The sequence below is a fragment of the Salmonella sp. 32031103-2018-00083-FB-01-SM-01 genome, from assembly GCF_017571995.1.
GTDB lineage: Bacteria > Pseudomonadota > Gammaproteobacteria > Enterobacterales > Enterobacteriaceae > Salmonella > Salmonella enterica.
Genome location: NZ_JAGEQL010000007.1, coordinates 129,193 through 146,854, shown reverse-complemented (window position 1 = coordinate 146,854; position 17,662 = coordinate 129,193). Strand labels below are relative to the sequence as shown.

The following is a 17,662-nucleotide window of genomic DNA, read 5'->3' as shown; positions in this document are numbered from 1 at the left end:
TATCCAGCGCTAAAGATAACTAGAAACCAATATCTTATGAAACTAAATCTTGGCAAGCATCTCGTCTAAAATCGCTTGCCTTTTCATTCTATCATCCGTAATATCATCGATCGACAAAACAATATCGACAGCTCTTTGAAAGGTTGCCTTTATTTTATCTCCATGTTTTGTCATCTCAGTTATAATTTTATTACAATAAACATCCATTTTCTTTGAGCCAAACTTTGGAATGTCCTTTCCAGCAATTAACACGCAAACAACAGCCATTAGATGCCATTTATACTTCCTAATGTTTTGTGGGATATCTGCATTCGATGTAAGCAAGTGAAGTCTATATAACGTTAGACATGCCGCATAAAATACAATTTCTTTCGTATCATTAGAAAATATTTTCTCAGCCAGTAATTCGTACATTCGCTTTGGGTATCTGTATGAAAGATCTGGACGACGGAAAAACATAGCTGCGACACATTTAGCCGCCATATGAACTGAAAACACCCTTACTGCAGGTATATCTCTACCGATAAATTGTCTTTCACGTCTTTCTAAATATAAGCGGCCGTCTTGTCCTTCATATGTGTCAAAGTACGCTTCGACTTTCTTAATTATTGGACGAAGAGAATAGAATTGTGTTTCGTCAACTTTAGTTTGGCTGTTAGTGGCACGAACCAGTTCTGAAAAAACATCTTCATTCAATGTTTCAACAACCTTCAAATTAACCATCATAGTATCATCTAATGAATCACGGCACTCATAAAGTACGTTAGATGTTTGACAACCGTTGACTATTTGAAAATTTTCCAAATGCAATATACTGCCTTGAAGCTTTACATCTGGGCTTACTATGGTAATCCCATTATTAAGAACAGGAAATCTTGAGGCCGCATCTCTATCTTTAATTGTCTCAGCAATCGACGCATTAACAGGGTTGTCTATTCCCAAGAAAGCTCGGACGTTCTCAACAAAAACATGATTACGAAGAGAACCCTCCTCCGTCATTAAAAGATTACTAACAAAATCCTTTGCTTTTACAACCGCAAGATAAGCCTCTTCGATCCCATTAATTTTTGGTAGAGGAGCATTACTAAACAATGGCAATTCAGCATTAACCACAGAGTATGTATCAATCCAAGTCCTAGTTAATTCATCACGATCTACAAACTCAACACTAACATTACAAAAATAACCTAATTCTTCGATTTCTTTTATAAAAAGTTTTCGCGCGGACTCTAACTCTCTAGGGCTCTTATATATTCCTGTGGCAACATATTTAGCGGTAAAACTTGGGCGGCCGCCTCTTATCTTAGGAACATTTTTTATCACCACGTCAAATACTTCATGTGCATTTTTTTGGATATCATCTAAACAAGAGTATGGAGACTCATCAATGAATCTAAAAACAGATGCTTTAAATTTTAAAAAATCGCCTAAATCAAATGATTCGCTACGCTTTGATTGTATAAAAACGATATCGACATCGTGATTTTTACGTTGAGAGGAAAAAATAGAAGACGCATCTTCCGGAGAGATGCATAACTCTTCGTCAATTATGATAGCAATACCATCCATGCCATCATCACCAGCTCCGGTCGTTACATCATCTATTTCAAAATCCATACTGATTCGAGAAGATAGCATGGCTTTGTTACAGAACAACTCGAACTGCACATCCTCTTCATGATTTTCAATACCGTAACTCTTTACGAAGCTATCAAGATGAGCCTTAACAATTCTATGCATGAGACATCCCTTTGCGAAATGACGAATTTTTCTTATCGTACCACTTGATTTCATCTTTTGACATGCTTGCGCGCGCTCGTATCCCCGCCACGCCTGCCCGCTTTGTGTAGTGGTTTTCATGCACCTGCATAACATAAGCAAAAGCCCACCAGTTCTGGCGGGCCTCAGCAAAAACGATCCTCAAACGATCATGCGATTTCATGCGGCATAGACATGCACAACAGCACTAACGCCTCGCATGGCTCGTTGTTCAACCTTGCGGACGGTAAAAACCAGTTTTATCGTCCGCAACGTTTGCTAATGTAACCAGCTGTCGTCCTCCCAGACCTGCTGCATAATCTCCATCACTCGCTTTTTGTCTTCATCCAGTTTTAACCCACTCAGCTCGACGCAGTTGGCGCTGCCCTTGCGGATACGAATTGCTGTTTTTGGGTACAGAGGGCGCAAATTACGGTAAAGCTCGGTTTCAAGGGCGTCCAGTGTGGACTGGCTAATCTTCTGCTCTTTATCGATCATTATTTCAATGCGCATACAGATTCCTTTTAACTGGTTACGTCCATTGACCGGCAGTATTCATGGCTGCGAATTTTTGCCATCAGCTCGTCTGTCAGTTCGGATACCCACTGGATAGCCAGCCGCTTCTCTTCGTCGCTGCACTCACTAGCCGCCACAAGCTTGATAAAAAAATCAATGCGCTGGAGCTTCAACGACTCCAAAAGATAGTCCTGCATCTTCCCTCCTTTCACTGCTACGGAACACAATGCTGTATATATAACCACTGTTTATAATTACAGTATATTAGGAAGCTAGAAATGTAAAACTCTTTTTATCTGTCAACTAGATAGCCCTGACGCCGATCAATAACAGCATAAATTATTAACCCGCGTCAGTCGTACCACTGCCGCCATTTATCATCCTCCTGCAGCCACTGGTTACGGTAAAAAATACGTAAACCGGCCCCGGAAGGAATGCTGCCGCCACGCAGAAGCAAATCAATCTCCGATGCACTACCTTCAAACCCTCTGGTAGTCAGTTCTGCCTGAAGCTGCAGGCGCTGCTGCTCCGAAATACTCTGTTTGTATGCTTTTTTCCGCTTAGGTTTTACCAGTCTCAACCTGGCTGTAAGCTCCCGCCGTTCTTTCTGGCTCATACTGTGGAGGTAATCGTGCAGTTCCTTCTCATTCATGGATTTAATATCGGGCAGATCCCCCCCTGTCTGGTTCAAATTTTCAACAGGGGGACAGTTATTGCCACGAGTCCAAGGGGCGCAAGCGCCCTGGTCGGCTGCCGCCTCCTGAACGTCAACGGCCTTACGAACCTTTTTCCACTTCATCGCGTGCGTGCAAATCTTGCCCTCTGCAATCGGGGACCAGATGCCATAGATACGGATACCGTGATCGCCGTAGGCGCTCGGTTCGTCGTTAAGCTCATAAGCTGTGCGGACAAGGTGATGTTTGCGGGGAACCAGTACACCGCCCTGTTTCATGATGTAGGTGGCAAAGCAACCTGCATCCGCAGCTGCCAGTACCGCATCCAGACGCGGATTATCCAGTACCGGCGCACCCGCTTTGCGTTCGCCTTGTACTCTCGCCGCCTGACCTGCCAGCAAGCGCAGCTCGCGGTATGCCTGACGCCCCGGAATACCAAAGAAACGAAATTGCTGGACACGGTGCAGCGACGCCCAGGCGCTGACATGCTCGGCGCTGTCACGCAGTGGTCTGCCGGTTTCTTTGCTGATTTCTTTAGCCAGCCCGCGCCCGTCGATGTTCTTACTGATGTATTTGGCGATGTAGCTTGTCGGCGTGCCCTTGCGCGGGTTGATTAGCTCGGACTTGAAGCGCGGCCCGGTATTGGTGCCCAGCTCCTCGCGGTCTTCACGGATGGCAAACTTACGCAGCAGCGCGGTGATGGAACGACGGTCTTTTTTGCGCATAAAGCACAGAAGATGCCAGTGCACGGTGCCGTCATGGTGCGGCTCTGCAACGCGGACGCCGTACCAGCGCAGCCCGGTCTTGTGCATGGCCTTGCGGAAAGCGGCGAATGTATCAACCAGATAGTCACTGCTCTGCCGGACCGTGGCACTGGTCCACTTCGGATTAGGCCTGCCGTTGTTGAGAGTTGCGTGGAAGCGTGACGGGCAGGTGATGGTATAAAACACCGCGCAGTCTCCACGCATTTCCGCGATCAGCTCCAGCCCCTTAACACAGGCCATCATTTCATTACGGCGGTGCGCCGGGTTGCTGTTGCTGGCGTTCACCACGTCTTCCATGTCCAGCGTGTCGCCGTCTTCGTTGATCAGCTCATGCGAGCGGAAGAACTCCAGCGATTTGCGGCGCTGCTCGCGTTTGTGGATCACGGCTTCGTAGCTGACATACGGTGAGGCTTTCTTGTTGACCAGGCAGACGGCGCGCAACTGCTCCTCCCGCCACTCGCAGCGCATCTGCCACAATTTGCGACACCACCAGTCCGCGCACAGCATACGGGCCAGCGACGGTGGGATCAGTTCATAAGGCACCGGCTTACGGCGGCGCTTTTTGCGGCGCAACTGCTCAAAGGCTGGCGGAATGACCTCAAGGCGCATGGCTTCTGCAGCAACCCTTTCCCATGCCTGGCGGATTTCTTCTGGTTTAACATCGTCACTGACAAACAGATCACCGCAGGCCGCATCAAGACACATGCTCATATGTGCCGCAACCAGCGTGGATAGGCGTTTGACCTGATCCTGATTCATTTCAGGGAGTACCAGCAGCCCCTCCAGCCCGTCGTGGCTCGCCATGAACCGGAAAGACGCAGACACCTGGCTGTCACGCACGCGCTCCAGCCGCTCAAGACACGGCCCGATTGTTTCGCGCAGGTAGCGGGAATAAGCTTTTGCTCTGCCCAGGCTATGGAAATATTTAATCCGTTCAAGTAGCGGCTTGCTGATATGCGCCGGTTGGGCGCCCACGTCGGCAATAATGACCAGATCGGGATTAAAACGCTGCTGCTCACGCGCCGTTTTGGCATGGCTAATCAGCCGATCCTGCTCTATTTCACGCTGGACAGGATCACGGGATTCATTGAAGAAATAGCGTTCCCAGACCTCATCGCTCAGCGTCTCACGGCGCAACTGCTCCTGCTCGTTATCCGCAGCGTAAAGAGCGATCAGGTTTGAAAGCGCAGACTCCGGCGCAACTTCCGCCGGGTCCAGATACGGGTTAACCGCTTTTTTTGGGGTATTCCATGGAAAGACCACGGCGGCCTCATTCGAACCGCCGGTGGTTGGTGCATTATGTAATGTGAATTTACTCACTGCCACGCCCGCACCTCAGTTTCCACCGAGATATCAGGACCAGACGCCAAATCAACACCAAACCAGCATGCTGATTTTGTGGCGATGATTTCTACTGCAGTTTTACTATCACCGGCAGCCACGCCCATGCTGCGCTTAGCGGTTATACGATGGCGAGTAAAATCACGATAAAGCGAACGGGTCAGAGACGTATCGCTGTTGGACACGATAACCGGATGACCTTCTGATGACCGGCGTTCAAGAATAGACGCCAGATGGAACTGATCATTCTCTGTAAAACCAGCTGTGTGATATCCGTTAAACGTGCCGTCATATGGTGGATCGCAATAGACAACATCACCCGTTTGCAGCAGTGCCAGTGTCTCGTCATAGCTGGCGCAGATAAACGTTGCGCGTTTTGCTTTTTCTGCAAATGCACGTATTTCGTTTTCAGGGAAGTACGGCTTTTTATAATTACCGTAAGGAACATTAAAATAACCGTCCAAGTTATAGCGACACAGTCCGCGATAACCATGGCGATTTAAATATAAGAAATACAATGCCCGTTCAATTGCGCCACCATGGCGCAAGTTAAACTCCTGTCTCGTCTTATAATATGCCTCTGGATCATTACGGGCTTCAAAAAGATATCTGCCCTCTTTGATGAAGTATTCAACATCATTCTTAATCACCTGATAGAGATTAATCAGGTCTGGATTAATATCCGCGACAAGATAATGAGGATAGTCTGTCGCCATCATCACAGCGCACGAACCCGCGAAAGGTTCAACCAGTCGCGGGCCAGCAGGAAGGTGCTTAATCAGTTCCGGCATGATGGCGGTTTTATTGCCCGCCCATTTCAGGATGGCGCTCATACAGCACCTCCATTGTAGTGTTTGCCTTTCAGCTCTGCGATTTCCTGACAGGTGACGCAGCACTGCACGCCCGGAATGGCGCGGCGGCGTGCTGGCGGGATCGGTGCATCGCAATCAATGCAGAGAACACGGGAAACGCCCGGCGTTTTATTGCGGGCGGTGTGGATGTGGCGCTGGCGTTCTTCTTCAACGCGCTGCTGTACGAGGTCCATTGAATCAGCCATCAGTGGATCTCCTGCGCTTCGTTCTGAATCTTCACAGCTTCCTGACGCAGCAGCTCAGCCGCTTCCGTGTGGTTAAGCTGACGTGACACGATACGGGCAGCTAAAGAGTCCAGACGTGCTGCCATCACATCAGCGCGTCCACGGCGTTCTTCCATGCGCGCATCAGTCAGCAACTGATTAAGGCCAGCATCATCTGGTCCGGTTTTAGTGATACGGGTTTCAATATTTCGCATAGTTGTTTCTCCTGAATTTGGGCAATAAGAAGCCCGGCGGGTTTACGCCATTAATTTCTGTTGTGGATTAATTCGGCATGGTTAGCCGTCTTGGAAATAAGCTCACCACTGCACGAAAATGATTCATTGCTTTCACCAGTTCCCGCTTTTCGTCAGTAGTCAGATCACTAATATTGACGCCGTGACGTTCTGCCGGAATTTTTGCCATATAAAAAATGGCTGCCAGTGCCCGCTCATTCTGTTTATTATTTACGTCGCGTGGATCGCGCATATCTTTAATAAACCTTTCAAGCTCCGGCTCAATATCCAGACCAAACACTTTAGCCCTCAATTCCGCAATATGGTTCAGTCCGTCCTGGCGTTTACCGGGGCTTAATGGAACAGTCGCTGCAGCGCCTTCAATAGCCATGATTTCCCCTGTTTGGTTGTGGACAGGTCAGCCAGCAGTTCATCCTGAGAGCGGCACGGGTGCCAGCGTTTGCCATCCTTCCCCATGATCCAGCCGTGACCGTAGTGCATTACCGGGCTTTGCTTTACGAGAAGTGACGCGAAAGATGGTTCTTTAGTCAGCATAACCACCTCAAATCAGGCCGAACGAAGCGCCGAGGCCCGTCACAGTATCCACCGCGCTTGCCATCGCCGGGTTAGCCTGTAAACGCGCCTGCATGGAAACGGCAGCCAATGCCATCAGACGAGTTACAGAGTTAATGCTGCTGATAACATCGCGGCGGCCTGCAGTGGTTTTCACATCACCCGATACGGCACTGGCAGCAACACGTCCGATTTCAGCAGTAGCGCTCATGACGTAATGCGGCAGCTTCTCTTTTGCCACTTCGTTCATCGGCACGCATGGCAGGCAGTGAATCTGAGCCAGAAAACCGTCAACCAGCGTGGAGTCCTCAGTAAGATCGGTAAGCAGCCAGATTTCCGACGGCGTGAGCTGATGCGGTTGCTCCGGGTTCAATTTGTTACGCAGCGTCTGGACGTTCATTCCCGCACGTTCTGCCAGCTTCGCCATGTTGTGACGCAGCGCAAAAGCCCGGCAGGCTTCGTCAAAGTGCGGATGTTTGGAAACACGATAATCAAACATGATGTAAATCCTTTTCTATCCCAAAATGGAACTATCAGGCTTGCATTGTGACTTCGCAGCCTTGGGCCGCTTCCATCGTCAACGCGAACATGTTGATTTCGATAAGGCTGTTAACTCCGGCTTTTTTCCTGATGGGCAGGCGGTTTTCCCGGATCATTTGACGGGCATAGCTAGTCTTGTAACCAGTACGGCGACAGAACTCATCCAGTGTGATGAATGGCTCAGATACCACAAGGTTGATGCTGGGGCGCATTGAAAAATTGCTTTTCATGATGCACTATTCCTCAGTTTGTGTTTAAAAACTTCACTATTCGGAACTATTCGCAATCATTCCGAACACCACAAAACCGATGATAGGATCGCATTTTAAATATGTCAAACACAAAAGAGACCCCTTTTGGGATCTCAAAATACAACTTTCCATCTCAAAGTGGTGGAAAGGAAGCGATAACACGTATCCTCCAAGCCTATGGATTCAGCACCAGACAGGCTTTGTGCGATCACCTTGGGGTATCCCAGAGCACCATGGCAAACCGTTGGATGCGCGATACTTTTCCGCATGACTGGCTCATTGCCTGCCATCTTGATACAGGTGCATCTATGCTTTGGTTAACTACAGGACAAGGCTTGCCCACAACAAAAGCAGATAGTGACAGTGGATTGACTTTGCAATTAAAAGAAATCTCAAACGGGATTTTTTCGTCCTCTGAGCAAGTTCGCTACGACTCTCATCTTTTACCTCAAGACACAACTGCCCCATTCATTGTGAAGTTTGAAAATTCGTTCTATCTAGTTGACGAGTTCAGGGGAGAGATCAACGATGGAATCTGGTTGATTGAATTAGATGGCTTTATGAGTATTAGACAGGTTTACCGTCTTCCTGGCGGACGCTTACGCGTAGAGAATGGCCCCGCATCTTTTGAGTGCACGCCATCAGATATTGAAGCCAATGGCAGAGTGATTAGCAAAATAACGTTTACTGAATAAGGAATATTGGTATGACTCAATTTAGCGCTTTCAACTATACACACAATAGAGATAAAGCCATCGCTAACTTAATCAACCTGATTGAAGGAATGACCTGTGATGGAAAATTAAGTGAAAAAGAAATGATTTTCCTTGATACGTGGCTGATGGAATCAGACATCCTTTCCCAAAATTATTTCGTAAACTGCATCAGAAATAAAATAAGTGAAATCCTTTCTGATGGTGTAGTTGAAAAAGCTGAATTAGACGAATTGAAAGACCTGCTTCATGAAATGCAACGCGGGTTGATGGATACTCCTCACATAGATCTTTTCTCCGCAGACTCAGACAAGCATTTGCTAGAGGGACTATGTAAGGGGCTTGCTTCCGACTATCATTTGAGTGATGAGGAAATCAGCTATTTAAACTGGTTCTTATCTACAAATGTAGCTTTAAAAAGCAACTATCCCGGCAGACATCTTTACGAACTGGTTCAATCAATCCTGAGTGATGGAGTGATAACAGATGAAGAACGCACCGAATTATTACAGGAAATAACCGCTTTTACAGGCTCAAATATTTCTGAGGGTATTGTGGATGGATATTCCACAACATCACCTATTGATCTAATTGATGAGTTCAATCCTAAAGATAGTAAAGTTTGTCTCACTGGTAAGTTTCTATGTGGCTCTCGGAGACAATGTGAAAGTGACCTTTTAAAGCTTGGTTGCCAAATTGTTGATCGTGTTACTCAAGATTTGGACTATCTCATTATTGGTGCTCTCAGCTCTAAGGATTGGAAATTTCAAAGCTTCGGAAGAAAGATAGAACAGGCTATTGATTATCGTGACAATAAAGGAGTTCCGCTCAAAATCCTCAGTGAAGAACATTGGCAAACCCTAATGCGTGATAATAATTCCTTATTTCAATAGGCCTGCAGAATGGCAGTAAGCAAATTAAGCAATGGCAAGTGGCAGGCTCAGGTCTTTCCCAACGGTAGGGATGGGCGGCGTATTCGTCGCCAATTCGCCACCAAGGGGGAAGCCATGGCCTTTGAGCGCCACATTAAGGATCAAGCACAGGAAAAGCCCTGGCTAGGAGAAAAAGCAGATAAGCGACGAGTTACTGACCTTGTTGATACCTGGTTCAATGCTCACGGCGTCACACTCTCTGATGGCCTCAAGCGTAAGGGCGCAATGGAATTTGCCTGCTTTGCAATGGGGAATCCTCTTGCCACTGAATTTAACGCCAAGCTTTTTGCAACCTACCGTGAACAACGTTTAAGCGGGAAGATTACACGCTCTGATCGGGTAAAGGCAGTAACACCCCGTACTGTCAATCTTGAGCTGGCGTATTTCCGCGCCATGTTCAACGAACTGAAAAGACTGGATGACTGGAGTGCGCCCAATCCACTCGAAAACGTCCGGGAATTCAAAATTGATGAGGCAGAGCTGGCCTGGCTAACAGTCGAAGAAGTCAAGCAACTGCTGGCAGAGTGTGAGAAAAGCAAAGCGGTAGATTTAGTAACCATCGTCAAAATATGCCTTGCAACTGGGGCACGATGGGGCGAGGCCGAATCACTGACAGGCAAGCAAATCAGCCCTGGCAAAATCACCTATATCAAAACCAAGGGCAAGAAAAACCGCGCCGTTCCAATAAGTGATGAACTTTACGAAATACTCCCAAAAGTAAGAACTTCTAAACCAGTCTTTACGGGGTGTTATTCTGCGTTTCGCGGGGCTATTAAGCGAGCAGGGATTGAACTACCTGACGGGCAGCTGTCACACGTTCTACGCCACACATTTGCAAGCCACTTTATGATGCGCGGGGGCAACATTCTTGTACTGCAGCGTATCCTTGGACACACTGATATTAAGGTGACGATGCGCTACGCACATTTTGCCCCAGATCATCTAACAGAAGCCGTGGAGTTAAACCCCTTAAATCTGATTTGATGGCAGCAAAATGGCAGCAAACCTATTCACTATCCTTTCATATTCTCCATTATTCGACGGCGCAAGGCATTGAAATTAAAGTAACTTATTGTTTTTTAAGGTTTAAGTTTGGGACTCATAATCGCTTGGTCGCTGGTTCAAGTCCAGCAGGGGCCACCAAATTTTAGCTTTAAAATCATACAATTAAGCCACTCTAAAGAGTGGCTTTTTTGTTTCTGACAGAGCTCGCCCCATACCGCTATTTACGATGCCAATAGGCTGCCGCACGTACCAGGTGTGGATCAAACCCCTTTTCAAAGCACTGACTTAAACGTTTTACCGTTTTGCCTTCGCCAGTAATCCAGATGAAATAGTCTGATTCTGGTATTGTCAGCTGCGACAGGCGCGTTTGTATTGCCTGTTCATCGCCGCCAACAACATATTCCACAGTAATATCCGTCAAATGGGCGAGATAATCGCGATATTCGGCATCCTGAATGCTCACCAGCGCGGTTACCGCAGGGCGCGCAGGCAGACGACTAAGCGATTCCAGACGACGACGCAGCGCAGGCATACCGGACTCATCGCAGACATAAACCTGACAGGCATAATCCTCCGGCACCACCAGCGAACCGCGCGGCCCGCCGATCGTCAGTGTATCGCCTTCACGGGCTTCCATTGCCCAACGGCTGGCTACGCCGCCATCGTGGATAAAGAAATCCAGCGCCAGCTCGCGACGCGCCTCATCATACAGCGGCGTGTAATCCCTGGAGACCGGACGAACGCCCTCCCCCCAGATAATACCTTCCTCAGTGACTGTCGGAGGCGTAAAGCGACAGCCTGGCTCAGGGAAAAAAACTTTCGTGTGATCGTCAAAGCCCAGGGAGGTAAAGCCGTCCAGCGCCTCGCCGCCAAGTACGATCCGCTGAAATCCTGCGCTAATACGTTCTACCCGTAGAACGGTCAGCTCGCGAAAACGCAGTTCATTACGAACACGCTGTGGATAGCGTGCGGATGATGTCGTCATTTTTTGCCTTCGTGAAGTAATACGATATATCTAAACTAAAGTTGTAAATGATAATGATTGTTAATCAGTAAAAATGCAACTGTTTTTTGATAGTGTTCTGGTAACGCGTCGCTAACTATAACCTTAGAATAAAACTTTATAAATTAATATATTATAGCAACAATCGCTTTTACTCTTGCTAAAAAGCATCATTTAGATATAAATTAGATATATCTAAATAAGCAGGAGACAATGATGCAAAATCAACATGAAGGGTGTTGCAAAAACCGGGATCATAAGCACGATGGTTGCTGCAAAGATCGAGAACATCAGCATGAAGGCTGCCATAGCGCGCATCAGCATGAGAACGCCAGTTGCGGCGGCGAACACCGTCACGGACACGGCTGTGGTCGTCATGGACAGGGCGGTGGTCGACGCCAGCGATTTTTTGGCCACGGGGAACTTCGGCTGGTCATTCTTGATATCCTGACCCGGGACGCCAGCCACGGCTATGAACTGATTAAAGCGATAGAAAACCTGACGGGGGGCGGCTATACGCCAAGCGCTGGCGTGATCTACCCTACGCTGGATTTTTTACAGGATCAGCAATTTATCACGATTAGCGACGAAGAAGGCGGGCGGAAAAAAATCGCGATTACCGCGAACGGCGCGCAATGGCTTGATGAAAATCGCGAACACCTGACGCATATTCAGGCGCGGCTAAAAGCCCGTTGTGTGGGCATGGAGTTACGTAAAAATCCGCAGATGAAGCGGGCGCTGGATAACTTCAAGGCCGTGCTGGATCTGCGGATAAACCACAGCGATATCAACGACGCGCAAATCAAACGCATTATCGGCGTGATTGATCGCGCGGCGCTGGAAATCGCCGAACTGGATTAAGCGGGCTGCGTGTCCTCTTCGCGGACGCGGAACACGTTAACCAGCTCTTTTAAATGTAACGCCTGTTCGTTCAGCGACGCTGCGGCGGCAACAGACTCTTCCACAAGGCAGGAGTTTTGTTGCGTGGCGGCGTCAATCAGGCCAATCGCGCTGTTAATCTGCGAAATACCGTCAGTTTGCTCACGGCTGGCCTGCCCAATCTCACGTAATATCACATCCATCTCTTCGACGTTATCCACCATGCCATTAATCAGGGCGCTGGCTTTCTCCACCAGGTGCATCCCTTCCTGAGTCTGACTGGTTGAATCTTCAATCAAATTACGGATTTCACTGGCTGACGAGGCGCTCTTTTGCGCCAACTGGCGAACCTCTCCGGCGACAACGGCAAAACCACGTCCATGTTCGCCCGCGCGCGCCGCTTCAACCGCCGCGTTCAGCGCCAGAATATTGGTCTGAAAGGCAATGGAATCAATGATATTGATGATATCCGACATACGATTTGCCGTGTCGTTAATGACGCGCATTTTCTGCGTCACTTGATTCATCATCTCCCCATTGTTTTTCACCACGCTGGCGGCGCCGGCAGAGAGTTTGGTCGCTTCACTGGTATGGTCAGCCGTATTTTTAACCGTGGCGGTAATCTGTTCCATCGACGCCGCCGTTTCTTCAACCGAGCTGGCCTGCTCTTCCGTACGCGCCGCCAAATCCTGGTTACCGGCGACAATTTGCGCCGCCGCCGTGGAGATACTCTCCGAACCGTTTTGCACTTCCTGTACGATATCCAGCAGACGCGTTTTCATCGCCATTAATGCTTGCAGTAGTACGCCTGTTTCATCTTTATAGTCGGTGGTGATATGACGAGTCAGATCGCCATCGGCGATCGCCTCGGCAAAGCGTACCGCGTCATCAAGCGGTCGGGTAATAGAACGCACAATATACCATCCCATTACGCCTCCGGCGGCGATGCTTATCAGCGCCAAAGTGATTAACAGCGTCCGATTATTTTTAAAATCCTCTTTGACCTGCACGCTCGCTTCATGCATCTGCGCGTCCTGAACAGCGATAAGTTCCTGGACTTTGTCCTTATAGACTTTTTGCACCTGCACCGTTCTGGTCATCATCTCCTGAATGGCCGCCTGACGATTATTGCTTTGAATATCTTTCAAAATACGGAATCTGGACTCCAGGTATTGCTGGCGCGCTTCACGGATCTCATTAATGATTTTCTGTGAATCCGCATCGTGACTATTTTCCCTGGAAAGCTCATCCAGTAGCGCCGAAATGCGCTGGCTTATCTCACTGAGTTCTTTCTGCGAGCTCTGGCTCCAGCGCCCCTCTTCATCCAGTAACATGAGCTGCTGCGCGATGATGAAATCATTAAAATTATCGATTAACAGATTGGCTTTTACCGTGGTGGGATAATCATTGGTAATAATGTCCTGCATACCCGTATTAGCCCGATCAAGGCTAAACAAAGACAGAGCGGAACTCACCACCATGAGAACAATGAATAAGCCAAAGGCCATAAATAATTTTGAACGTATTTTAATGTTATGCAAAAACATATTTTCTCCCTGGGATTGCATATCCTCATACAGGAAGATTTATCGGCAATAATGTTACTAACTTTATGATATTGATCGCTTTTTATTTCGGAACATTATTAGTAAGTAATTTTTATTGTTCACAGAAAGATGAACCAATAGTGACATAAATTGGCACCAATAATGAAAGAAATACGCTAAAAGGTTAACCATTTCTTATTTATTAACTGAGCTTATACCTATTAATAGGTAGGAAGAAAGAAGGAATAAATATCACATTATTTTTAACATCACAGGCCACTGATACTCTCTGTGATGGCAGGCACCGCCTTCTATCAGAGCGCATCCGCCCGGTAAGCTTGTTGCTACCGGGCGGATGTCATTACCGTTGCTACCTACAAATAAACTTAATGCAGTACCGTGACCGCATCCTCCAGCCGGCTGGCACGGTGTTTTACCATTGCGGAGACTTGTGCGCTCTCTTCCACCAGCACCGCATTTTTCTGGGTTATGCGGTTCAACTCGTCCACGGCGCGAGTCAGGCTGGAAAGCCCATCTGTCTGTTCCTGCGTCGACTGACTGATCCGTGCGATAAGCAGGGTGACATTTTGCACCTGGGCTACAATGTCATCCATGGTACGGCCTGCGGCGTGAACCTGCTCGGAGCCTGACTGCACCTTTGTTGCGCTGGCGTCAATTAATTTACGAATATCGTTCGCCGCGTTAGCGCTGCGGCTGGCAAGATGGCGTACCTCGCCAGCAACCACGGCAAACCCTTTCCCCTGCTCGCCCGCTCTCGCCGCTTCTACCGCCGCATTCAGCGCCAGGATATTCGTCTGAAAAGCGATATCGTTAATTAGCGTGGTGATCGTCCCGATACGTTGCGTACTGTGAGCGATATCATCCATCGTTTTAATCACCGTATCCATCGCCTCACCTCCCTGAGTCGCCGCGCTACTGGCCGCCATGGAAAGCTTATCCGCAGCGGAAGCCGTCTCGGAATTGAGCTTCACGGACTCCGCCATCTGGTTCATGGTCGTTACCGTTTCCTGAACATTCTCCACGGTCTGACGGGTGTGTTCGTTCAGATCATTGTTACCCTTCGCCAGCCTTTCACTGCCGTTTCTGACGCTGGAAACCTGACTTGATACGTCATTGATCAGCCAGCGGCACATCAAGCCAAGCTGCCCCACGGCCCTCAGCATCAGCCCCAACTCATCGCTGCGATTAAGATGTTGTACGCTGTTGCGTTCGCCGGTCGCCACTTTCAGCGCCTGCGTCGCCACATTTTCAATGGGACGCACAATTTGCCATTCCAATAGCGCCGTACCTGCCAGCATCGCCAACGCGCCCAACAACAACGCCTGCCATGAGGCATCCGTACCGAACAGCGCCAACGCCAGCATTACGGCCATTAGCCCCATAATACTACGCACTCGCCAGCGAACAGGCATAGCGGGCAGTTTGCCCAGCAAGCCCTGACGAACCACCAGGCCTTTATGAATACGTTTACTACACCGCCCTTCATTTAGCGCCTGATATAAAGGCTCGACGGCGGCAATCTCATCATCCGTGGCGCGGGTACGGATCGACATATATCCCGTCACACGCCCTTCACGTATCATCGGTACCGCGTTGGCCCGCACCCAATAATGGTCGCCGTTTTTACGCCGGTTTTTCACAATGCCGCTCCACGGTTCGCCCTGTTTTAGGGTGTACCACATATCTGCGAAGGCAGCTTTCGGCATATCCGGATGACGCACCAGATTATGTGGCTGCGCCAGTAACTCGTTTAACTGATAGCCGCTCACCTGGACAAAAGTGTCATTGGCGTGAGTGATATAGCTTTCCAGGTCGGTCGTAGACATCAGAGTGGTATCATCATCCAGCGGGGTATTTAGCTGGCTGACGTAGGGATGAGAAGACATGATAGCGTCCTGTGCAGGTTATCTGGATGTTAATTTTTCGCTCAGATGTTATTTCGGCGCTAATCTATTTATCTTTAGTTGTTAAAATTGCTCTGGATCGCAATTTGCGATTAATCCTTAATATTTGTACGATTTTCACCTCATCCTGCGCCTTATTTTCATTATGAAATTGTTTAGCATGGACAACCTTTTTCTTTAAAATCTGCCCTGGCTCACCTTTTTCTCACGCCACCGTTAACGCAACACACCGTAAACCATAAAACAAGATCTGCTCAAAATGCATCCAATTGTTAACACATAACATTAAATGTTGTGTAAATGTGATTATTCCTGGTGTTTATCCCGATTTTCACTATGGGCTTAGACCCCCGCTAATCCCTGCAATACTTAATTCAGTATCATGTGATACACGGCCCTCTGGAGCTCATTTTGAACAGGTTACCTTCCAGCGCATCGGCTTTGGCCTGTAGCGCGCACGCACTGAATCTCATCGAGAAGCGAACGCTAAACCATGAGGAAATGAAAGCACTAAACCGAGAGGTCATTGACTACTTTAAAGAGCATGTAAATCCAGGATTTCTGGAATACCGGAAATCTGTTACCGCCGGCGGGGATTACGGAGCCGTAGAGTGGCAAGCGGGCAGTTTGAATACGCTTGTCGACACCCAGGGGCAGGAGTTTATCGACTGTCTTGGGGGATTTGGCATCTTTAACGTGGGGCACCGTAATCCTGTTGTGGTATCCGCCGTCCAGAACCAACTCGCAAAACAACCTCTCCACAGCCAGGAGTTACTTGACCCCTTGCGGGCGATGCTGGCAAAAACGCTGGCGGCGCTGACACCGGGGAAACTCAAGTACAGCTTTTTCTGTAACAGCGGCACCGAATCCGTCGAAGCGGCGCTAAAACTGGCAAAAGCGTATCAGTCGCCGCGCGGCAAGTTTACCTTTATCGCCACCAGCGGCGCATTTCACGGCAAATCATTGGGCGCGCTCTCCGCCACGGCCAAATCCACCTTCCGCAGACCCTTTATGCCTTTACTGCCGGGCTTCCGCCATGTGCCGTTTGGCAATATCGACGCGATGAGCATGGCATTTAGCGAAGGCAAAAAAACGGGCGACGAGATAGCAGCCGTGATTCTGGAGCCTATTCAGGGTGAAGGCGGCGTGATCCTGCCGCCGCAGGGATACCTGACAGAGGTACGTAAGCTCTGTGATGAATTCGGCGCGCTGATGATTCTGGATGAAGTACAAACCGGCATGGGGCGTACCGGCAAGATGTTTGCCTGCGAGCACGAAAATGTGCAGCCTGATATTCTGTGTCTGGCGAAAGCCCTGGGCGGCGGCGTGATGCCGATTGGCGCCACCATCGCGACTGAAGAGGTGTTTTCGGTTCTGTTCGACAACCCCTTCCTGCATACCACCACTTTTGGCGGTAATCCGCTGGCTTGTGCTGCCGCGCTGGCGACCATTAACGTCCTGCTGGAGCAAAACCTCCCGGCCCAGGCGGAACAAAAAGGCGATACGCTCCTGGATGGTTTTCGACAACTTGCGCGTGAATATCCCAATCTGGTACACGATGCGCGCGGCAAAGGTATGTTGATGGCCATTGAATTTGTCGATAACGAAACGGGCTACCGTTTTGCCAGTGAGATGTTCCGTCAACGCGTGCTGGTCGCTGGTACGCTGAATAATGCGAAAACAATTCGTATTGAGCCACCGCTCACGCTAACCATTGAACTGTGCGAACAGGTATTGAAATCAGCGCGTAATGCGCTGGCGGCGATGCAGGTGAGCGTTGAAGAGGTTTAAAAACGATGCCGGATGGCGCTGTGCTTATCCGGCCTGTTTTCCCCGGGTCGCAGCCTCTTTTTTGAATCCCATCACAATCACCACATTCCCCTTTTCCCTTTTACCTCGCGACGGCTACAGTAGTAACTCATCCGACCACATA

General features: G+C 48.8%; 19 protein-coding genes and 1 tRNA gene. 6 read left to right on the top strand and 14 right to left on the bottom strand.

Features of this window, described 5'->3' with window-relative positions; genetic code table 11:
- Positions 1 to 42 precede the first annotated feature (42 nt).
- From J4614_RS19270 to J4614_RS19220, 11 genes are all read right to left on the bottom strand, one after another.
- Positions 43 to 1,794 carry an AIPR family protein gene (locus J4614_RS19270; RefSeq protein WP_077950891.1) on the bottom strand — a complete coding sequence of 584 codons (1,752 nt, stop codon included), beginning with the start codon at positions 1,792 to 1,794 and terminating at the stop codon, positions 43 to 45.
- 243 nt (positions 1,795 to 2,037) lie between these two features.
- Entirely contained in the window at positions 2,038 to 2,271 is a 234-nt protein-coding gene (locus J4614_RS19265; RefSeq protein ID WP_138020022.1) for a DinI family protein, read from the bottom strand.
- A gap of 11 nt (positions 2,272 to 2,282) precedes the next feature.
- A complete protein-coding gene (locus tag J4614_RS19260) occupies positions 2,283 to 2,471 on the bottom strand; it encodes a hypothetical protein (protein ID WP_001154443.1) in 189 nt (62 codons plus the stop codon).
- 155 nt (positions 2,472 to 2,626) lie between these two features.
- Positions 2,627 to 5,038: a replication endonuclease gene (locus J4614_RS19255; RefSeq protein ID WP_138020023.1), complete on the bottom strand. Its 2,412-nt coding sequence runs from the start codon at positions 5,036 to 5,038 to the stop codon at positions 2,627 to 2,629.
- The gene (locus J4614_RS19250) at positions 5,029 to 5,886 is read right to left on the bottom strand and encodes a DNA adenine methylase (RefSeq protein ID WP_138020024.1); all 858 of its coding nucleotides are present in this window, start codon (positions 5,884 to 5,886) and stop codon (positions 5,029 to 5,031) included. Before J4614_RS19250 ends, J4614_RS19255 begins: the two co-directional genes overlap by 10 nt.
- Entirely contained in the window at positions 5,883 to 6,110 is a 228-nt protein-coding gene (locus J4614_RS19245) for a TraR/DksA family transcriptional regulator (RefSeq protein ID WP_000785510.1), read from the bottom strand. The genes J4614_RS19250 and J4614_RS19245 overlap by 4 nt, the downstream gene beginning before the upstream one ends.
- Complete coding sequence (locus J4614_RS19240; protein WP_094888612.1) at positions 6,110 to 6,343, bottom strand: DUF2732 family protein; 234 nt, start codon at positions 6,341 to 6,343, stop codon at positions 6,110 to 6,112. Before J4614_RS19240 ends, J4614_RS19245 begins: the two co-directional genes overlap by 1 nt.
- Positions 6,344 to 6,410: 67 nt before the next feature.
- Positions 6,411 to 6,752, bottom strand: coding sequence for a DUF5347 domain-containing protein (locus tag J4614_RS19235; RefSeq protein WP_094888610.1), 342 nt, complete (start codon positions 6,750 to 6,752; stop codon positions 6,411 to 6,413).
- On the bottom strand, positions 6,716 to 6,916 hold the full coding sequence (locus tag J4614_RS19230) for a phage filamentation protein Fil family protein (RefSeq protein WP_094888629.1): 201 nt from the start codon (positions 6,914 to 6,916) through the stop codon (positions 6,716 to 6,718). The genes J4614_RS19235 and J4614_RS19230 overlap by 37 nt, the downstream gene beginning before the upstream one ends.
- Positions 6,917 to 6,923: 7 nt before the next feature.
- Positions 6,924 to 7,433, bottom strand: coding sequence for a phage regulatory CII family protein (locus J4614_RS19225; RefSeq protein WP_094888608.1), 510 nt, complete (start codon positions 7,431 to 7,433; stop codon positions 6,924 to 6,926).
- Positions 7,434 to 7,467: 34 nt separating this feature from the next.
- Positions 7,468 to 7,704 (bottom strand): regulator, encoded by a 237-nt coding sequence (locus J4614_RS19220; RefSeq protein ID WP_094888607.1) that lies wholly within the window; start codon positions 7,702 to 7,704, stop codon positions 7,468 to 7,470.
- 101 nt (positions 7,705 to 7,805) lie between these two features.
- Between J4614_RS19220 and J4614_RS19215 the strand changes: the two genes are divergently transcribed.
- The 4 genes from J4614_RS19215 (at position 7,806) to J4614_RS19200 (ending at position 10,513) form a co-directional block, all read left to right on the top strand.
- Positions 7,806 to 8,420, top strand: coding sequence for a phage repressor protein CI (locus tag J4614_RS19215; RefSeq protein WP_138020025.1), 615 nt, complete (start codon positions 7,806 to 7,808; stop codon positions 8,418 to 8,420).
- 11 nt (positions 8,421 to 8,431) lie between these two features.
- Positions 8,432 to 9,331, top strand: coding sequence for an NAD-dependent DNA ligase (locus J4614_RS19210; protein ID WP_176456658.1), 900 nt, complete (start codon positions 8,432 to 8,434; stop codon positions 9,329 to 9,331).
- A gap of 9 nt (positions 9,332 to 9,340) precedes the next feature.
- Positions 9,341 to 10,354 carry a tyrosine-type recombinase/integrase gene (locus J4614_RS19205; protein ID WP_138020026.1) on the top strand — a complete coding sequence of 338 codons (1,014 nt, stop codon included), beginning with the start codon at positions 9,341 to 9,343 and terminating at the stop codon, positions 10,352 to 10,354.
- A gap of 82 nt (positions 10,355 to 10,436) precedes the next feature.
- Positions 10,437 to 10,513: transfer RNA gene (locus tag J4614_RS19200), tRNA-Ile, on the top strand.
- A 79-nt stretch (positions 10,514 to 10,592) separates the two neighbouring features.
- Here the strand turns inward: J4614_RS19200 and J4614_RS19195 are convergent.
- Entirely contained in the window at positions 10,593 to 11,360 is a 768-nt protein-coding gene (locus J4614_RS19195; RefSeq protein WP_023233420.1) for a siderophore-interacting protein, read from the bottom strand.
- Positions 11,361 to 11,591: 231 nt separating this feature from the next.
- Here J4614_RS19195 and J4614_RS19190 point away from each other — a divergent pair, with 231 nt between their 5' ends.
- Entirely contained in the window at positions 11,592 to 12,239 is a 648-nt protein-coding gene (locus tag J4614_RS19190; protein ID WP_000983434.1) for a PadR family transcriptional regulator, read from the top strand.
- On the opposite strand, the gene J4614_RS19185 is transcribed toward J4614_RS19190, so the two are convergent.
- The gene (locus tag J4614_RS19185) at positions 12,236 to 13,804 is read right to left on the bottom strand and encodes a methyl-accepting chemotaxis protein (protein WP_000478462.1); all 1,569 of its coding nucleotides are present in this window, start codon (positions 13,802 to 13,804) and stop codon (positions 12,236 to 12,238) included. The genes J4614_RS19190 and J4614_RS19185 overlap by 4 nt on opposite strands.
- Before the next feature lie 386 nt (positions 13,805 to 14,190).
- Positions 14,191 to 15,711, bottom strand: coding sequence for a PAS domain-containing methyl-accepting chemotaxis protein (locus J4614_RS19180; protein WP_208293288.1), 1,521 nt, complete (start codon positions 15,709 to 15,711; stop codon positions 14,191 to 14,193).
- A 429-nt stretch (positions 15,712 to 16,140) separates the two neighbouring features.
- Between J4614_RS19180 and ygjG the strand changes: the two genes are divergently transcribed.
- Complete coding sequence (ygjG, locus tag J4614_RS19175; protein WP_001520281.1) at positions 16,141 to 17,520, top strand: putrescine aminotransferase; 1,380 nt, start codon at positions 16,141 to 16,143, stop codon at positions 17,518 to 17,520.
- The last annotated feature ends 142 nt before the right edge of the window (positions 17,521 to 17,662 follow it).